Origin of the sequence: Paenibacillus doosanensis (assembly GCF_025060755.1) — a bacterium.
Taxonomy (GTDB): Bacteria; Bacillota; Bacilli; order Paenibacillales; family NBRC-103111; genus Paenibacillus_S; species Paenibacillus_S doosanensis.
On the sequence record NZ_JANYUY010000027.1, the window covers coordinates 29,026 to 44,735 of the forward strand.

Annotated in this window: 16 protein-coding genes; 9 read left to right on the plus strand and 7 right to left on the minus strand. The window is 54.1% G+C overall.

Annotation, left to right across the window (positions count from 1 at the left end; all coding sequences use genetic code 11):
- The first annotated feature begins 18 nt into the window (after positions 1–18).
- The 4 genes from msrC to N0M98_RS19220 all read left to right on the plus strand — a co-directional run bounded on the left by msrC (position 19) and on the right by N0M98_RS19220 (position 3,962).
- Positions 19–498 (plus strand): free L-methionine (R)-S-oxide reductase MsrC, encoded by a 480-nt coding sequence (msrC, locus tag N0M98_RS19205; RefSeq protein ID WP_259618868.1) that lies wholly within the window; start codon positions 19–21, stop codon positions 496–498.
- Between the two features lie 321 nt (positions 499–819).
- Positions 820–1,857, plus strand: coding sequence for a HoxN/HupN/NixA family nickel/cobalt transporter (locus N0M98_RS19210; RefSeq protein WP_249863174.1), 1,038 nt, complete (start codon positions 820–822; stop codon positions 1,855–1,857).
- Between the two features lie 21 nt (positions 1,858–1,878).
- Positions 1,879–2,826 carry a helix-turn-helix transcriptional regulator gene (locus tag N0M98_RS19215; RefSeq protein WP_249863173.1) on the plus strand — a complete coding sequence of 316 codons (948 nt, stop codon included), beginning with the start codon at positions 1,879–1,881 and terminating at the stop codon, positions 2,824–2,826.
- 422 nt (positions 2,827–3,248) lie between these two features.
- Positions 3,249–3,962 carry a response regulator transcription factor gene (locus N0M98_RS19220; protein WP_249863170.1) on the plus strand — a complete coding sequence of 238 codons (714 nt, stop codon included), beginning with the start codon at positions 3,249–3,251 and terminating at the stop codon, positions 3,960–3,962.
- A gap of 64 nt (positions 3,963–4,026) precedes the next feature.
- Here N0M98_RS19220 and N0M98_RS19225 read toward each other — a convergent pair whose 3' ends face one another.
- The gene (locus N0M98_RS19225; RefSeq protein ID WP_259618869.1) at positions 4,027–4,728 is read right to left on the minus strand and encodes a YoaK family protein; all 702 of its coding nucleotides are present in this window, start codon (positions 4,726–4,728) and stop codon (positions 4,027–4,029) included.
- A gap of 113 nt (positions 4,729–4,841) precedes the next feature.
- On the opposite strand from N0M98_RS19225, the gene N0M98_RS19230 reads away from it, so the two are divergent.
- Positions 4,842–5,672, plus strand: a complete 831-nt coding sequence (locus N0M98_RS19230) for a polysaccharide deacetylase family protein (protein WP_259618870.1) — start codon at positions 4,842–4,844, stop codon at positions 5,670–5,672.
- Positions 5,673–5,826: 154 nt separating this feature from the next.
- On the opposite strand, the gene abc-f is transcribed toward N0M98_RS19230, so the two are convergent.
- The 6 genes from abc-f to N0M98_RS19260 all read right to left on the minus strand — a co-directional run bounded on the left by abc-f (position 5,827) and on the right by N0M98_RS19260 (position 12,283).
- On the minus strand, positions 5,827–7,713 hold the full coding sequence (abc-f, locus tag N0M98_RS19235; protein WP_375295504.1) for a ribosomal protection-like ABC-F family protein: 1,887 nt from the start codon (positions 7,711–7,713) through the stop codon (positions 5,827–5,829).
- Between the two features lie 215 nt (positions 7,714–7,928).
- A complete protein-coding gene (locus N0M98_RS19240; protein ID WP_249863167.1) occupies positions 7,929–8,081 on the minus strand; it encodes a hypothetical protein in 153 nt (50 codons plus the stop codon).
- 100 nt (positions 8,082–8,181) lie between these two features.
- Positions 8,182–9,009, minus strand: coding sequence for a sugar phosphate isomerase/epimerase family protein (locus N0M98_RS19245; RefSeq protein WP_249863166.1), 828 nt, complete (start codon positions 9,007–9,009; stop codon positions 8,182–8,184).
- Positions 9,010–9,080: 71 nt separating this feature from the next.
- The gene (locus N0M98_RS19250) at positions 9,081–9,515 is read right to left on the minus strand and encodes an NUDIX hydrolase (RefSeq protein ID WP_249863165.1); all 435 of its coding nucleotides are present in this window, start codon (positions 9,513–9,515) and stop codon (positions 9,081–9,083) included.
- Positions 9,516–9,677: 162 nt separating this feature from the next.
- Positions 9,678–11,240 (minus strand): hypothetical protein, encoded by a 1,563-nt coding sequence (locus N0M98_RS19255; RefSeq protein ID WP_249863164.1) that lies wholly within the window; start codon positions 11,238–11,240, stop codon positions 9,678–9,680.
- A gap of 128 nt (positions 11,241–11,368) precedes the next feature.
- A complete protein-coding gene (locus N0M98_RS19260; RefSeq protein WP_249863163.1) occupies positions 11,369–12,283 on the minus strand; it encodes a LysR family transcriptional regulator in 915 nt (304 codons plus the stop codon).
- 147 nt (positions 12,284–12,430) lie between these two features.
- Here N0M98_RS19260 and N0M98_RS19265 point away from each other — a divergent pair, with 147 nt between their 5' ends.
- The 4 genes from N0M98_RS19265 to N0M98_RS19280 all read left to right on the plus strand — a co-directional run bounded on the left by N0M98_RS19265 (position 12,431) and on the right by N0M98_RS19280 (position 15,710).
- Complete coding sequence (locus N0M98_RS19265; RefSeq protein WP_249863162.1) at positions 12,431–13,195, plus strand: sulfite exporter TauE/SafE family protein; 765 nt, start codon at positions 12,431–12,433, stop codon at positions 13,193–13,195.
- 109 nt (positions 13,196–13,304) lie between these two features.
- Positions 13,305–13,724: a hypothetical protein gene (locus N0M98_RS19270; RefSeq protein WP_249863161.1), complete on the plus strand. Its 420-nt coding sequence runs from the start codon at positions 13,305–13,307 to the stop codon at positions 13,722–13,724.
- The gene (locus tag N0M98_RS19275) at positions 13,721–14,410 is read left to right on the plus strand and encodes an AIM24 family protein (RefSeq protein WP_249863160.1); all 690 of its coding nucleotides are present in this window, start codon (positions 13,721–13,723) and stop codon (positions 14,408–14,410) included. Before N0M98_RS19270 ends, N0M98_RS19275 begins: the two co-directional genes overlap by 4 nt.
- Before the next feature lie 205 nt (positions 14,411–14,615).
- A complete protein-coding gene (locus N0M98_RS19280; protein WP_249863159.1) occupies positions 14,616–15,710 on the plus strand; it encodes a GerAB/ArcD/ProY family transporter in 1,095 nt (364 codons plus the stop codon).

Genomic DNA, 15,710 nt, shown 5'->3' on the forward strand with positions numbered 1-15,710 from the left:
CTATCGGAGGGATGCATCATGTTTAAGACTGAAAGCTATACAGGCACGAAGGAAGAACGCTACGAATCGGTGGTGCGGCAGCTTGCCGCTTTACTGGAAGGAGAAACCGACCGGATCGCCAATCTGGCCAACGCTTCGGCGCTGCTTCATCAATTTCTTAGCGATGTAAACTGGGTAGGTTTCTACATATTAAAGCATCAGGAGCTCGTGTTAGGCCCGTTTCAAGGCCTCCCTGCCTGCGTCCGGATTCCGCTCGGAAAAGGCGTCTGCGGAACGTCGGCCCAGCGGATGGAGACGATGCGCGTGGACGATGTGCATGCATTTCCAGGGCACATCGCCTGCGATGCCGCATCGCGTTCCGAAATCGTCGTTCCGATTATTAAGCAGGGACAGCTGTTGGGCGTATTGGATATTGACAGTCCGCTGCCGAGCCGGTTCGACGAAGCGGATCAGCGCGGTCTTGAAGCGTTCGCCGAGGAGCTGGCCGCGCATTTGTAGCTCGAAAAAACGCCGCCGTTATAAATGAAACGACCATAAGCCAATTCCTTCTTGTCTTGATAGGAGCCGACTTGGCTTATTGCATGCGCGCCTAACCGGCGGCCCATCGACGTCTCGGTACGCCGCCGAATCTCCCCTCTTCTATCGCACAACTGCCTGAATACAGGCGCAATCCTCCTCCGCTCCTCCGTTGAGTTTTTTTTCGTAAAAGGACTATACATTTCCGGAATTTGTGCTACTATTTGTTATGGAAGTAACACGTGTGATAATAGTTTACATCATTAAAATCACAAACGGTGCTGCAATGAAGGAGGAGCAAGTATGTTTAAGAACCTTTGGGCCATCAGATCATCCTGGGGCGGTTATTTCGCCGTCATCCTAGTCCTCCATGCCGTAGGCATCGTCGGATTGGTGTCGGCGGCCCGAACGGACCCGGCTTTCTGGAGCCTCGGATTATTAGCCTATACTTTCGGTTTGCGCCATGCTTTCGACGTCGACCATATCGCCGCTATCGATAATACGGTGCGCAAGCTTATCCAGCAAAAGCGAAATCCGCTAGGTGTCGGATTTTATTTCTCGCTGGGGCATTCCTCCGTCGTGTTCCTGATGGTGCTGGCGATTGCGCTGTCCATCAAATGGCTGCAGGACCGAATGCCGGTCATGCAGGAGGTCGGAGGCATCATCGGCACGACGGTGTCCGGGGCTTTTCTCGTCATCATCGGCTTGATCAATCTGGTTATTCTGCTCAATTTGTATCAAGTATTCCGCAAGCTGCGCTCGACCGGAATCCATAACGAGCAGCTCGAAGACATGCTGGACTCCCGCGGACTTTTCTCGCGCCTGCTGAAGCCCATGTTCCGGCTTATTAACCGCAGTTGGCATGTGTATCCGCTAGGCTTCTTATTCGGTCTCGGCTTCGATACGGCGACGGAAATCGGGCTGCTCGCCATTTCCGCCAGCGCGGCCAAAACATCTATTCCCGTGTTCGGAATTATTGCGCTGCCGCTTCTGTTCGCCGCCGGGATGAGCCTGATGGACACTGCGGACGGCATGTTCATGACCAAGGCGTACCGCTGGGCTTTTACTTCGCCGATCAAAAAGCTGTATTACAATGTCACCGTAACCACCGTGTCCGTCATAGCGGCGTTAATCATAGGCATGGTCGAGCTGATCCAAGTATTGAGCGACAAGCTGCAATTGGAAGGGTCTTTCTTCTTATGGATCAACGAGCTGGATTTCGGGGACTTCGGCTATTTGCTGGTCGCCCTGTTCCTTCTGGCGTGGATCGTTTCCGTAACCGTCTGGAAGGTGATGAAGGTTGAGCAGCGTTACACGCGTAGCGATCAAGCCACACCATGATAGGTTGTAAGGGGAGCGCCAATGAATAAATCCGACCGTATGTTAGCCGTCGTGCTGGAGCTGCAGCGCAGAGATGTAGTAAAAGCCGAAGATTTGGCGAACCTATTCGAAACCAGCGTGCGGACCATCTACCGTGACATTCAGGCATTAAGCGAAGCGGGCGTACCGATCGTAGGAACGCCCGGAACGGGATATTCCTTGATGGAAGGCTATTTCCTGCCGCCAATCAGCTTCACGGTAGAAGAAGCCGTGACTTTACTTATCGGCACCGATTTTATCGAACAGCGATTTGATCATGACTATCGTGTCAAGGCTCAAGCCGCTCGCAGTAAGATCGAAGCCATTCTGCCGGAGAACGTCCGCAATGAAACCGCTCGCGTAAGCAAATCGATGCGCCTGCTCCCGTCCGATAAACGGATCGCACCGACCAAAGAAACGGAGCATCTCGGAACGATCCGGAAGGCGATATTGGACCAGCGAAAGATCAGCTTTCATTATACAAAACGACATGCGGATTCCAACGGCCAACGCCATAGCGCTCGTACCGTTGCTCCCTACGGGCTGGCGCTCGTTCAAGGGTCGTGGATGCTCGTGGCCCATTGCGATCTGCGCCAAAGCATTCGCCATTTCCGCTTGTCCCGTATGACGGAGCTTATCGATTCGGAAGACCGGTTCGAGCTGCCCTCTCATTTTAATCTAAGAGAGTACGCGCCCCCAGATGATCGGAACTTGCAAGTTCGCCTTCGATTTAACGATGACATAGCGGATAAGGTAAAGGAATCCAACTATCATTATATGGAAAGCATGACAGAACAGCCGGATGGGCTGCATGCGATCTTGCGCGTTCGTCGGCAGGAAGAATTGCTGTCCTGGGTACTTGGCTGGGGAGCGGATGTAACCGTATTAGAGCCAGAATCGTTGCGAAATCGCATTCGTGAAGAAGCCGAAAATATGTTGAAACGCTACTGACACGCTGTTGTCAGTAGCGTTTTTATATAATCGGAGGCAAGAGGGTTAAAAGAGATGGACATGTCGGCGTCTGGCATAAACCTTCGATGAATCGGGAGCCGTTGTATGCAGCGGCATTTTTCAAACTAATTATTGAAGGGATAGAATAATCTTGAGTATTGCAAATTGGCAAGTTGACCCGGAGCATAGCTCCGTTGAGTTTTCGGTGCTAGTATTATGAATTCAATTTCTCCCGTGTCGTCCATAAGCCGGCTGAAGGCGTGCTGGCAGCTTGAACGAAGTGCTGGCGCCCCGGACTTCATCCGTTCGTCACAAAGGAGCCATCGTTTAGCCACGAAACTGACGGTAAAATGACACCAGGCAGTCATGACAATCCCTCCTCTCCAGGCCTACAATTAGAGGTGAAGGAGGGATTACGCAGCATGGACCGATCCTACACCGTATTGGTCGCCGACGATGAAGAGCGCATCGCCCGGCTGGTTCGTATGTATTTGGAGAAGGACGGCGCAGCCGTAGAAGAGACTGGGGACGGGCAGCAAGCCTTGAATCTGGCTTTGACCCAAGATTACGATGTGGTGCTGCTCGATTGGATGATGCCTGGCTTAAGCGGATTGGATGTATGCCAAATGCTCAAAAGCATGAAATCGACGCCTGTCATTATGCTTACCTCGAGGGGAGAGGAAACGGACCGGCTGCAAGGATTCGAGGCCGGGGCCGACGATTACGTCTCCAAGCCGTTCAGCCCGAGAGAGCTTCTGTGCCGAATCCACGCGATTTTGAAGCGCACGAAAAACGGTCATTCCGTCCGGGAACGGGCCTCGGCCGACCGCTTCATTTACCCCCGGCTCGTGATCGATCATGACGCCCGGCGAGTAACGGTAGATGGACATACTGTCCCGTTAACGCTTAAAGAGTATGAGCTGCTTCGTTTTTTCGCAAGGAATGAAGGCAGATCGTTATCCCGTGAAACGTTGTTTAAAGAAATTTGGAATCACGAGACATACGGGGATTACCGGACGGTGGACACGCATGTCAAACGAATCCGGGAAAAAATAAATATCGCCGCGCCTTCGTCCCCTTCATTTATCCATACCGTGTGGGGGATTGGGTACCGGTTTGACGCACAGTGTTATTGAACAGGCTGAAAGATGAAAGAAGCCTCCCGGCGGCGCCAGGAAGCTTCTTTGCCATTTTACCGATTCATGAAGAGGTTTCCGCGCTGCGGAACAATGAAGCGGACACGGCTACGATACCCGCCACAATCAGGATAGGAACCCAGATGATCGCAAGCGGATGCGAGGTTTCCGCAATGGAGCCGACGATCGCGCCCAAGCCATAAATGACGATAGCCAGCAGTCTTAGCGCCGAATCGAGGCTGAAGCCGGAAGCCTTATCTTTGCGCAGCCATGCTCTTGCCTTGCTCATGACATCCTCGACTACATTGGCCAAGTTATTCGTTAACACCGTCGTCGAGATGCCGGCAATTCCCAGACGACGTGCGGCGGTAGTCTGCATTCCCATCGCTACGCTCAGCAGAATAATGAGCGCATACACCATCGTATCGGAAGCCTCCGCTCTTGACAGCAGCGCGAATCCGAGCAATATCAGCCCTTCGATGCCAAGCGCGAGCGTGACCTCCCGGGGCCAAAACGATTTGGTCTTGTTTCTTCCCACGATAACGGCGGCCGCGGCCGTGCCTGCAATAAAGCCCAGCAGCGCCGCAAGCGACCGAAGCACGGCAAATCCCTCCTCATGGCCTATGGCCAGTCCGAGCAATACGATATTCCCCGTCATATTGGCCGTAAATACATGCCCGAGGCTTAAGTATCCGATCACATCGACAATGCCGGAGGTTAAACAAAGCAGAATGATCATCACATTCCGACAAGTAGCCGGGGTCACGGCGCATCCACTCCTTTTCCCGCTATTTTATTTTCGACATTTTCTCTTTTCGAACGACAAAAATCTATGAATCTATTATAATGATGATACGAAATGTAGAAAGAAGGATCGACATGTATCGGAAAATGTTTGCACTCGCACTCATCATTATGGTAGTGGCCGGATGCGGAGCGAAACCCGCAGCGCAGGATTCAGCCCAGGGAACCGATCAGACGGCGCCCGTTTCAACCGTAATCAACCCTGTCTCCGCTAATGCCAACGGAAGCAATATCGGCGGCAATCCGGCAGTACCGCTCGCTTCCGGCCAAGAACCGGCTGCCGCAGCCTTTAACGTCAAGGAGCATGTCATCTATTCGGGACCGCGTTCCGAGAAAAAAGTAGCGCTCACCTTCGACGACGGACCCGACGCCAAATTTACGAACCAAATTCTCGACATTTTGAAAAAGGAACAAGTCGTCGCGACCTTCTTCGTCACCGGAGAACATGCGTCCGCACACAAGGATGTCATGAAGCGCATCGTGGAAAACGGCCATGAAGTCGGCAACCATTCCTGGGATCATCAGGATCTGACCAAGATGGACGAACAGCAATTAAAGGATGAAATAGATAAAACGGATGCCGTCATTCAAGGCTTTACCGGTCGGCCTTCAACGCTGCTGCGCCCTCCCTACGGAGCGATATCCAAGCAAGTCGTCGATCACGCGGAATCCAATCACAAGCTTATATTCTGGTCGGTGGACACAAGAGACTGGCAGGGCTACACCAGCGAGAAAATTATGGAGACGTTCAAAAAAGAGCTCAAGCCCGGCGCGATCATTTTGCAGCATTCCGCCGGCGGGAAAAACGGCAACTTGAGCAATACCGTCAAAGCGCTCCCTCAGCTTATCCATTATTTGAAGGAGCACGGGTATGAAATGGTGACTGTCTCCAACCTTGCTCCTTAAACCGAACCACGATTATCCGAATGACCAGACGAAGGCCTGCTGCGCCCCGGGCTTATGCCACTCCAAGTTCCCTTGGAAGCAGCCTTCGTCTGTGTCATCCGATTCAAATTTTTTCCAATGCCCCTCATCCCCTGCCTCCCTGATTTTACCACATTTATTCCATTCGTTGATACAATATTTCCCGTTCCGCCTCTAGCAGCAGCTTCTCGTTGTACATCTCCGTCAACTTTTCCGGAATGTTCTCTTGCAGCATCGCGCTATCCAGCACCGCAATTTTGCGTTCCACCGCTGCAATTTCCGCTTCCAGCTTGGCTAACTGTTTCTCCGTCTGGCGGGTGCTCTCCGCTGCGGCGGTGGCGATCTCTTGCTTTCGCGCAGGCTTGGCCGGTTCGGCGCGCCCGATCGTAGCGGAGGACCGAAGCTCGTCGCGTTTCTTCCTGGCTTCATCGTAAAACCCTTCATAGCGCGCAAGCTCCCCCCGCTCGATCCAATACGTAATCGGGAACAGCTTGTTTAGCAAATAGCGGTCGTGCGACACGCAGAGGATCGTCCCCTCGAATTGAGCGAGCGTATCTTCGAGCGCCTCTCTGGCGTCAATATCCAGATGGTTGGTCGGTTCGTCCAGCATCAGCACGTTGACGTCCTGATACATCAGCTGAGCGAGCCGCAATCTCATCCTCTCGCCGCCGCTCAGAGCTTTGACCTTACGGAAAACGGCCGCACCGTAAAAGAGAAACTTGGCAAGCAGATGGCGCGCCTCCCCTTCTTCTACCATCACGGCGTCGCGGAAGGCGTCCAAGATCGTCATCTCGTCATTCACGAATCCGTCCTGCTGGGCCAAATAGCCGAGCTTGACCTGACTTCCTAATTGTACGGTGCCTTGATCCGGCGCGAGCCCTTCGGCAATCATCTTGAGCAGCGTCGATTTGCCGCTTCCGTTATCGCCTACAATCGCAGCAAATTCGCGATAGCGGACCAGCATATTCACCGAGGAATACAACACCCGAGATGCGGCTGCCTCGCTTGAACCCGGCGCCTGCCCCGCTCTTACGGACATTTTCACGTCTTTAAGCGTGATCACGTCGTTCCCGCTGCGTTCTCCCGCCTGGAAAGACAGCCCGATCTTCTTGCGCTCAAGCATGGGGCGGTCGAGCTTATCCATCCTGTCCAGCGCTTTTTGCATCGCTGCCGCCCGCTTGAACATCTTCGGGTTATCCGCCTGCGCCGCCCATATCCGCAATCGCTTTATCGCTTCCTCCATCTTCCTGATCTTCTTCTGCTGCTCTTGAAAAGCCGCGAATTCCGCCAGCAGCCGGCGCTCCTTCTCCACTACGAAGTAAGAATAGTTCCCGTGATACACTTCGCCTGAGCCGCCTTCCAAATCGATGATTTTGCCGGCGACACGGTCGAGGAAGTAACGATCATGGGACACGATCACCACGCTCCCCCGGTAATCCCGCAAATGGCCCTCCAGCCATTCAAGCGCTTGAAGATCGAGATGATTGGTCGGCTCATCCAGGAGCAGCAGGTCCGGCTCCCTCAGCAAAATATTGGCCAAACATACCTTCGTGCGCTCCCCGCCGCTTAAGCTGCTGAACGGTTGCCCAAGTAAAGCCGTCAAGCCGAGACCGCCGGCCACCCGCAGCATTCGGGCCTCCATCTCATACCCGCCCATCTCGGCAAACCGGTCCTGCAGCTCACCGTACTCCTTCAGCCTTCTGTCCGTAAATGCGGCATCGGCCATTCCGGCTTCCAGCTCCGTCATCCGCTCGCGCATTAGCAGCAGGTCTGCGAATGCTTTCTGAAGCACTTCTTCCGCCGTCGTGTCCGCACCGTAGTCCGGTATTTGCGCCAGCAGCGCCGTACGGGCTCCCTTCCTGCAATGAATGGCGCCGCTATCCGGCGGTTCCAGACCGGCTATGAGCTTTAACACCGTCGTTTTGCCGCAGCCGTTAGGCCCTACCAATCCAATTCGGTCGCCTTCGTGAATTTCTACCGTCAAATTTTGAAGGACCGGGGCTCCTCCCCAGCCTTTGTTCATTTTATCTAAAGCGCAGATGATCATGGTCATCACTCTCTCTTTCATTCGATAGGTCGATAATGGGCGTACGGGTTTACGATCGGCATGTCCCCGGTTACCGGTAAGACAGCGCCGTCCCTCGTTTCCCGACAACGACAAAAAAGCCGCAGGGCAAAAGGCAACCTTTTACCCGCGGCTTTCGTTAGCCGTAGAAACCTTACCGTGGCCGGCATGGATTATACCGGTCTCACCGTACGCTCTATATGGGTCAAAATGCTGCAGTCGCCGTAAAAAGACAGACCTCTCCCGCCGATGGCGGAGCGAAATACGATCGTAGTTAGATGCACCCAATAATGGGACCACTGACTACTTAAGGCAACTTGCAGCATGTTGACACCTCCTTTATCGATAAACGATTGAAATGTGGAATGACGTATAAATAGTACTATAGCATATGGAAAAAGATTCCACAACCGCCATATTCAGAAGCTACAAATAAGGCTCGACGATTCTCTGAATCCGCGCGAGTCCTTCCCACATATCGCCCGGACCGTCATAGATCAGTACGACGGAACCGTTATAGCCGGCCGCATGCAGCGTATCCAGGCAGCGGCGAAATTCCGGCTCGTCCGGCATGCCCGCCTCGTCGTAATGCGCCTTCGCATGGACCGAGAGGCTGTGAGGCAGCGTCAATGCGAACTCGCCGTATTTGGCGGGAGCTGCGAAATTGCCGAAATCCGTAATCATGCGAACCTGATGATTCGTCCGATCCAGAAGCTCCAGGCAGTTGTCCGCGCGGGACATGAGCGGCTTGAAGTTTTCCGTTATGACGCTTACACCGCGTTTGGCCGCATACTCGTGCAGCTCCGACAAGCTCGCCGCCGAACGATACAGCGCTTCCTTATCCTCGGGCGAAGCATCCCCGGCGATGACGCGAATCTGCTTCGCGCCGGCTTGAGCAGCCACTTCGATCCATTCTTGAACGAGGCGATAATCCGCTTCGCGTCTCTTCTCGTCCCGCGTCGATAAATCTCCGTAATCGAGCAGCAGCGTATCGAACGACACTCCGGCCGTTTCGAACCGATTGCGCAGCAGCTGCAGGTAAGCGCTATCCGTCGAAGGGAAATGAAAATGACAAATCTCGACCGCTTTATAACCCCTCGCCCCCGCTTCGGCCGGCAGCTCCAGCAAAGTCAGAACCTGCGGCTGTTCCTGCTCGCGGGTACGATGCGATCCCGCCTCCTCATCCCAAACCGTCCACCGAAGCGGACCAAGCAGCCGATGCAAGCTCCACGTACTGACAGATAAATATGACATCGTCCACGCCTCCCCCAAATAGGATCAATATCGCCTCGCCGCATTCATGTAACCGTTCCGCGGCGCCCGGTTTATAGCGCGCCCTCGAACGAGTAAAAAGCCGGAGTCTTGCCGTCAGCCTCGCTCAGCCTCAACCGCTCCGCAAATTCCGGCATAAGCTCCCGTGCGGTCGGAAGATCGACCCATCTGACTTCCGCTATATCGCCGTCGGGGTCCTGGATCTGAAGCGAACCGCCGACGATTTCGGCAAAGAACGTCGCAATAAGAGCATGATGCCCCGCTTCCGTAAAGAACATCTCCCTTAGCGAGCTTAAGCCAACCAGCCCGACCGTGTAGCCCGTCTCCTCCTGAACCTCGCGGATACAGGCTTGCTCCAGCGTTTCTCCCGCCTCCACCGCGCCGCCGGGAAGCCCCCAGTACGACGAAGCTCCGCGAACATTTTTTACCAGCAGCAGCTGCCCCTTATCGTTGAACACTTGCGCGGAAGCGACATCGATTCTTTTCAACTCCGTTCCTCCCCTCCAATACGATATTTTATTTACGTATTCGGTGCGCAGCTTCGTTTTCCTTTATTTTACTTTGGAAATTCGTAAAGCCGGGAGACGACTGCTTTAGCGGGCTTCCAATACAAAAAAAGCCTGATCGCTCAGGCTTTCCCAGAAAGGCGGTTATTTCGTCGTACTCTGCAAAAGCTCCAGATCGGTCCACGTCCGCTGCTCGTTGCGGCTCCAATTCGTCAGCGCATTGCTGTATCGGCCGATCGTATACAGATCGCCTTGCTTGTCTTTATACATGTGCAGATCATCGCTGGAATCGGGCGCCGCCGACAATTTCTTTAGCGTGAAGTCCGCTCCCGCTTCATACAATCCGTCCGTTTCCCCCGCTGCGGCCGGAAGCTCTAACGGATGTCTCCCCGAAGTCGGGTCGACCGGATAATTCCCGTTCCTCATAGCCGCTTCCTGCTCCGTATTAAGCGGTTTGCCGTACAAGCGAACCAGCAGCTTGCCGCTGCCGTCCACCGGCTCCGCCGACGGGCTGTCTAGTCCGAGAGGAGACACATCCTGCTCGTTCCAGACATCATTGGCCACTCTTACCTCGCCCTCCCGGTCCATAAGGGCCAGCAGGCCGGAACCGGCATAGTATAAATCTCTGAACGGCAGCCGATCCCGCGCTATCCAGACGGTGCCGTCCGGGTTCAGGGACACCAGCTCCGGTAAAAAAGGAAACTGCTCAATCGCACTCGCTTTGCCGTTGATGATCGAAAACAATTGGTAACGGGCTCCCGGCGCCGGCCCGATCTTGGCGATCGGGTAATAGGTATAGACGCCGAGAAGCCGGCGCTTGTCGTCAATTTCGTACAAATACCCTTTCGCCTCAAGCTGAGTTCCTCCCAGCTCCCCTGTCTCCGTATCGCGCAGCTTCGCGAGAGGCATTCCTTGATACGCCAGCATATCCCCGTCACGCTCAACAGGCACTTCCTTGCCTCCGCGACTGCGCTGCCCGGCAGCTTCTTCGGCCTGCCGCCGGATCGCATCCGCCTGCTCCGGGCTCAGCCAGACTGGCGCCTCGCTCATCGACTTGGCGACCTTCACCATCGCTAGCGGCGAATCTTCCGCAGCCTGAGCGTCTATGTACAGCGCCTCGTCATCGTCGTACCGGATTTGCCCTAATACCTGATCCTGCCCGCTCCACACGGCCAAGCCGCCCTCTGCGCTCCACTGCAAATCCATCATCAGCCGGCGGTGCGCATAATCCCAAGTCAGCGGCAAGTAAGTAATATTGCGAAACTCCAGGAAAGGGTACGGCGCCTCCGCATTGTTAACCTGTTGTCCATAAACCTGGATCGGATAAGTGCTGACATTGGCGGTATAAGAACGATTCAGCGCGTTGCTCGCCGTCAGAACAGGTTTATAAGGGGCCTTATCCAGAGCGGAAATCTCCCACTCCCTGTTCGTGCAGCAGCTTCTATACAGCTGCAACCCTTCCTCTGGGCTCCAGTCAAGACGAAGCTCCAGCTCCTGAACCGTATCCCAGTTGAGCGGGACGTAGGTAACGTCGTTATAGACCAGGAACGGATATTCCGACTGCCGGTTGTTAATAAGCTGCCCGTTGACCTGAATCGGGAAAGCGGCGATGCGAACCTGCACTTCCCCTGCGGCCGCATGGGAATTTGCCGGAAATAACGGCAGAAGCATCATGCATACAAGCCATGCGGATAACCATCGTTTCACTCTCTCACATCCTCCATATGTATTTTGAACTTGCACGAATCTCCGGCGGCCGGTCATTGCGGTACGGCGAGACGGCGGTCAAGCTCGCGCAGGAGGTATCACTGCCAAACTATAGACGCCGTTCCTTGCTAAAAAGTTTCTTTTCGGCCCAAGCCCGCCCCGCCGCCTTCCCGGTAATACCCGACCAGAAACCCGTAAAACTGCTTGGCTACAGGACTTAAATACTTCCTCGCGTTCCAGGCGATGCCGATGCTTCTCCGGCAAGCCGGTTCCTTCACCTGCAGCAAGACGACCTCGGACGTATCGACCCGCTTGAGCTGCGGCAGCAAGGCTACGCCGAGTCCCGCGGCAACAAACCCGATGACCGTAACGGGGTCCTCTCCCTCGAACGTAATATTCGGCGGCAAACCGGCTTCCCTGAATAGCTCCTCGAAAATCGTCCTCGTCCCGTATCCTTTCTTCAGGGCGACGATGCGTTCGCCGGCAATTTCATGAAGAGCGATGCTTTCGCGCAGCGCCAGAGGATGGCTCCTTGCGACATAGACGTACAGCTCCTCGCTCCACAGGTATTCCCATTCAATGTCGGGGCGTTCCTCCGTCATGGAAGACAAGCAGTAATCGATCTCGCCGCTGAGCAGCTGCTCCATCATTTCGCTGGACGATTTTTGATACAGCTGAAATTGAACGTGAGGATGCTCGGCGAGAAAGCGGCTGACGAGCTGCGGAACTTCAAATCCGCCCAGCGATTTCAAAAAAGCGAAAGACAGCGTTCCGTAATCCGGTTTGAGCAAATCCCATATCTCCTGCTTGGCTTCTTCCAGGTCCTGCAGTACGCGCGACGTTCGTTTATAAAACAGCTCCCCGTACGGATTGAGCGTCACGCCCCTGCCGACGCGCTCAAATAGAGGCACCCCAAGCTCCTCCTCCAGCTTGGCAATCGAACGACTTAGAGTCGATTGGGACACGGCTAGCCGCTCCGCCGCCCTCGTAAAATGCTGCATTTGCGCGACAACTTGAAAATATTCGATCTGCTGCCATTCCACGGCATTTGCACTTCCTTATCCCGCAATATAGTCATTACATAATATCATGATTATATTGAGTTTAATACATTAGACGCATCATTATCAGACGTGATTTAATAGTGGGAGGATATGACAACACGTTACACGGTTTGGAGGAACGCTGGGATGGGAATTTCAATTATATTGTCCATGCTTGTCGTCGGACTTCTGCTCGGATTTGTCGGAGCGGGCGGCTCCGGTTTTATTATAGCGATGCTCAGCACCGCTTTCGGCTTTTCGATTCATACGGCTCTCGGCACGTCGCTCGCCGCGATGGTGTTTACGACGTTATCCGGCGCATTCAGTCACTACCGCGAAGGGAATGTTGCTGTGAAGCCGGGTATCGTTATCGGCATTACGGGAGCCGCGGGAGCATGGATCAGCTCGGGCTATTCCGCCTACGTCCCTGCCGAGCATCTGATGTGGATGACCGCGGGGATGCTGTTTCTCTCGTCGCTATTGCTCTGGATTCGCATGACGATGACGAGCCGCGCATCCCAAAACGGCGGACGGCCTCTCCGGGAATCGGGTGTCCGCTTCTGGCTTGCATCGGCGGCCATCGGAGCCGTTACCGGCGCGATGTCGGGCTTTTTCGGAATCGGTTCGACGCCTTTTATCCAGATCGGAATGATCATTCTGCTCGGCCTCTCCATCCGGCAAGCGGCGGGCACGACCATGCTGGTCATTATACCGATCGCGCTGGCCGGAGGCGCCGGGTACTATCAGATGGGCTACCTGGATATTCCGCTGCTGATTCAGGTTGTGGTCGGATCGATGATAGGCTCATACATCGGCGCCAAATTCACGAGCCGCGTTCCGCTCGGCGTGCTGAAGACCGCTATGATCGCCATGCCTTCCATCGGCGCTTTGCTGCTCATGATACGCTCTTGAAGGACTCGTCCCTTCCTTTTTTTTGCAGAGCGGTCCTGGGACAAGCATGGCGCTTTGTCGAAGAATGCTGTAAAATAGTGTTATTCATCTAATTCATAAGGAGGGACCTATGCGTAAGCTGTTTCCTTTCCTATGCGGGATCGGTTTCCTCGTGTATTCTCTCGGATTTTGTGCGGCGAGCCCTGTCCAAGCCGGTATTTTCGACAAAGTGAAAGATATTTATAACATGCCTGATAAGCTGAACGAGCTTCAAGATCAATACGATGAGGCCGCCCAAAAGCTGAGTGAGCAGCAGCAGAAGCTGCTGGACATGCAGCGGTATTCCGAAGAGCTCGCATTGAAAAATTCGGAATTGACGAAGCAATTGGAGCAGATGAGCGAAGAACGCGCATCGCTCAAGCGCAATGCCGTCGGTGCGGCGGCCATTGTCGCCGGTCTGATTGCCGCCTACATCCTGTCGATCCGCTTATGGCGTTATAGCGCATGGCGCAAGCAAAAGCAGCATAACGGAGGGATGTTCGGATCATGAGAGTGTCCGCTCCCCCGCCTCTCGGCCATGTCAGCCTCGCTCTGGAGTCCGACGAATCGCTGATCGTGCTGCATCCCAAGTCTATCCTCGCTTATCGGGGAATGCCGCATCAGCGGCAGGATCAGCTTATGAACTTATCGAGCGCCTATCATAAAAAGAGATGGATTCGTTCTTTGCTGCAAGGCCCGTGCGATATGATTCTGGGGCTCCCGCCGGGCTGTTCGCTAACTACCGTCGATATTGCGGATCGGGAAGAGCTGCTGTTCGATCTGCGAAACATCATGTATTTCTCCGAATCGCTGGCAACCAAAAGCGTCGTTCAAAAAATGCGCACCGCCTGGATTACGAAGGATCTCGTGCGCATTCGCTTCTCAGGCATCGGCAGCATCGGAATTTTGACCGCGGGCGATCTGGCCGTGCTTCAGCTGCATCCCGATAAGCCGATATTCGTAGACAAAAGCGCCTTGGTCGCTTATCCGCAAGCCGCCTCGATTGAGTTGTCCGTTTATGGCAATCCCTTGGCCAGCCAGCATATGAACGTGCAGTGGCGGCTGACCGGCAGCGGACCGGTTCTCATTCAGACGGGCCACAGGGATGCCGAGCTGATCGATCGTCTGCAGGACGATAATGTGGTGAAACGCATTTTGCGGGAAGTGATCCCCTTCGGCAGCGTCTTTATCAAGTAAACTCCGTCTAACGGACATATGACGATTAGCCGCGCAGAGCCAGTCTCTGCGCGGCTTTTTCCGCATCGCTCCCTTCCTTCCCTGAATACCCCCGTGCCAACTGGACACTATAAGGTACGGGTGAACTGGAACGATTTTACTCGAAATGACTGCTGGAATTTCGGACATACGGAGCAGTACAAGACTCTGCGGGCGGGAAACGGATATGAATGCTAACAACGGCAAAATTACTTTCTTACAAGCAGCTATGATCCTGATGCTTATGAACGGGCTGACGAATCACGTCATCGTGAATCCGATGATTTTGGACGCTTCCGGCCGTGACGCCTGGATCAGCGTAATCGTCACTGCATTCCTGTTCTTTCCCTGGTGTTTGCTGGTCACCTATATCGCCAAAAAATCCGGGCAGCAGAAGCTCCAACCCTGGCTTGCCCGGCAAACCAACTCTTTTATTTCGTGGATATTGATTATTCCCATCGCCCTGCAGCTGTTTATAATCGGCGGACTGACCGCTGTACATACGACCATTTGGACCATTACCAACTATTTGCCCGCAACTCCCAAAATCGTTCTGAACGCCTCGCTGGTGCTCGTCTGTATGTACCCTGCGACGATCGGCATCCGGGCGATTGCCATAGGCTCAGGAATACTGCTGCCTACCGTCGTGCTGCTCGGCATATTCGTCGCCGTCTCCAACTCCCCCGAGAAGGACTACAATCTGCTGAAGCCTATCCTGGAATTCGGCTGGAAGCCGGTTATGGACGGCATGCTGTTCGCTGGAGGGGGCTTTGCCGAGCTGATCGTCATTCTCGTTATGCAGCATCAGTTGAAGAGCGCAGTAAAGACATGGAAGTTTCTGATTCTCGCTTTCCTGATGGTATATATAATGCTCGGCCCCCTCGTTGGAGGCATTACCGAATTCGGTCCCGTCGAGGCCGCCAAGCAGATGATCTCTCCTTATGAGCAATGGCGTCTTGTGAAATTGGGCAATTATTTCGAGCATGTCGATTTCCTGTCCGTCTATCAATGGCTTTCGGGCGCTTGCGTACGAATCAGTCTCGCCCTCTTCCTGCTGGCCGATCTGATGCCGCTTAAAAAGCCCAAGACACGCAACCGCTTCATCATGGGAGTTTCTCTCTGCTACATTCTAATGTCGCTCGTCCCGTTGAATCAAAACGATTTTTACATGTGGATGTATCATTTCTATTTCCCCGGCTCCCTGTCCGTCATACTCGTTATCACCATTATATGGGCGGTCATAGCATTGCTCAGCAAAGGAGTAAAGGAGAATCGCACATGA

Coding starts and splice junctions, on each gene's coding strand:
- N0M98_RS19210 (WP_249863174.1), top strand. CDS start 820: ATGTTTAAGAACCTTTGGGCCATCAGATCATCCTGGGGCGGTTATTTC.
- N0M98_RS19270 (WP_249863161.1), top strand. CDS start 13,305: ATGCGTAAGCTGTTTCCTTTCCTATGCGGGATCGGTTTCCTCGTGTAT.
- N0M98_RS19215 (WP_249863173.1), top strand. CDS start 1,879: ATGAATAAATCCGACCGTATGTTAGCCGTCGTGCTGGAGCTGCAGCGC.
- N0M98_RS19275 (WP_249863160.1), top strand. CDS start 13,721: ATGAGAGTGTCCGCTCCCCCGCCTCTCGGCCATGTCAGCCTCGCTCTG.
- N0M98_RS19220 (WP_249863170.1), top strand. CDS start 3,249: ATGGACCGATCCTACACCGTATTGGTCGCCGACGATGAAGAGCGCATC.
- msrC (WP_259618868.1), top strand. CDS start 19: ATGTTTAAGACTGAAAGCTATACAGGCACGAAGGAAGAACGCTACGAA.
- abc-f (WP_375295504.1), bottom strand. CDS start 7,713: ATGAACAAAGGCTGGGGAGGAGCCCCGGTCCTTCAAAATTTGACGGTA.
- N0M98_RS19280 (WP_249863159.1), top strand. CDS start 14,616: ATGAATGCTAACAACGGCAAAATTACTTTCTTACAAGCAGCTATGATC.
- N0M98_RS19265 (WP_249863162.1), top strand. CDS start 12,431: ATGGGAATTTCAATTATATTGTCCATGCTTGTCGTCGGACTTCTGCTC.
- N0M98_RS19245 (WP_249863166.1), bottom strand. CDS start 9,009: ATGTCATATTTATCTGTCAGTACGTGGAGCTTGCATCGGCTGCTTGGT.
- N0M98_RS19240 (WP_249863167.1), bottom strand. CDS start 8,081: ATGCTGCAAGTTGCCTTAAGTAGTCAGTGGTCCCATTATTGGGTGCAT.
- N0M98_RS19230 (WP_259618870.1), top strand. CDS start 4,842: ATGTATCGGAAAATGTTTGCACTCGCACTCATCATTATGGTAGTGGCC.